The 1155-nt window shown below is 49.5% G+C and carries 2 protein-coding genes; both read left to right on the top strand.

What is annotated here, in order from left to right:
- Positions 1 to 431 (top strand): Hpt domain-containing protein (locus tag GRP75_RS27565; RefSeq protein ID WP_160790965.1); only part of this gene is annotated, 431 nt, incomplete at its 5' end.
- A gap of 54 nt (positions 432 to 485) precedes the next feature.
- Positions 486 to 1155: MFS transporter (locus GRP75_RS27560; RefSeq protein WP_160790964.1), on the top strand; the 670-nt coding region annotated here is incomplete at its 3' end.

Genomic DNA, 1155 nt, shown 5'->3' with positions numbered 1-1155 from the left:
ACGATTACTTGATGAAGCCAGTAACGATTGAAAGGCTCTCTGAAAAGCTTGTCAAATGGCTTCCAAAGCCTGAAACCGAGCCGATTTTGGATGAGGAAGTTATACGTGAAATTATGCTGCTGGACGAGGATGGCAGCACGGGACTACTGGAGTCATTGGTCGAAATGTATACTAGTGATACACCTGCCAAAATCAATAGGTTAAGAGAACTAGCTGCTGCGGGCGAAGCCACAAAAGTAGTAGAGGCTGCTCATGAGTTGAAATCAGGCAGCGTGAGTCTGGGTGTCGGGCGTTTGTCCTCGTTGCTGTCCGATATTGAACAGCTTGCACGGGAGAACCGACTTGAGAATGCGAAAGCGAAGTTGTCTGCGCTCCAATCTGTCTATCAAGCAACGTGTTTAGAGCTGGAAAGCTATATTCACCAGTGCTAGACAGGTTTCCCCCTTGTTAGACTTGCATACGGAAGGAGGACGTAAGAGACATATATGAAAGAACAGTTACGTTCCATTCACCCGCTGGCCTGGACGATTATTGTCGGTACAATTTTTGGACGGATGGCGACATCCATGAGTATCCCATTTTTGTCTATTTACCTTACCACCCGTCTAGGGGTGTCCCCCTTTCATACGGGGGTGATCGTATCGGTCAGCTCGTTGGTCGGCATTTTTGCCAGCTTTTACGGTGGATATATTTCAGATCGAATCGGACGGCGTAAGGTGATGCTGGTGTCCATTGCGAGCTGGGCGCTTGTATTCGTTGCTTTTGCGTTGGCGGAAGCGGCCTGGGCCTTTTTTGTCATTAATGCTCTGAATGGACTGTGCAGATCCTTGTTCGAGCCAACCTCACGGGCACTGTTATCAGATGTAACCCCGAAGGAGAAAAGACTGCTTATCTACAATATGAGATATGCAGCCATTAATGTTGGGGTGGTGGCAGGGCCGTTGCTTGGTTTAATGTTAGGATCTGCATCCACGGGTACGCCGTTTATGGTAGCTGCTGGTGTGTACGCATTGTACGGGGTACTGTTGTTGATCCAATTTGCCCGGTATGCATCGGATCTGCATATAGGCACAACGGCGGGAGAGGCTCCACTGCGGATGGGCGAGGCATTCCGTACAGCCAGCCGTGATCCGGTGTTTATGCCGATTTTGCTGG

The sequence above is a fragment of the Paenibacillus sp. OT2-17 genome (assembly GCF_009827695.1).
In the GTDB taxonomy this organism is placed as follows: domain Bacteria; phylum Bacillota; class Bacilli; order Paenibacillales; family Paenibacillaceae; genus Paenibacillus; species Paenibacillus polymyxa_B.
Note: the sequence above shows the minus strand (reverse complement) of the source record. Positions and strands in the feature narration are given on the sequence as shown.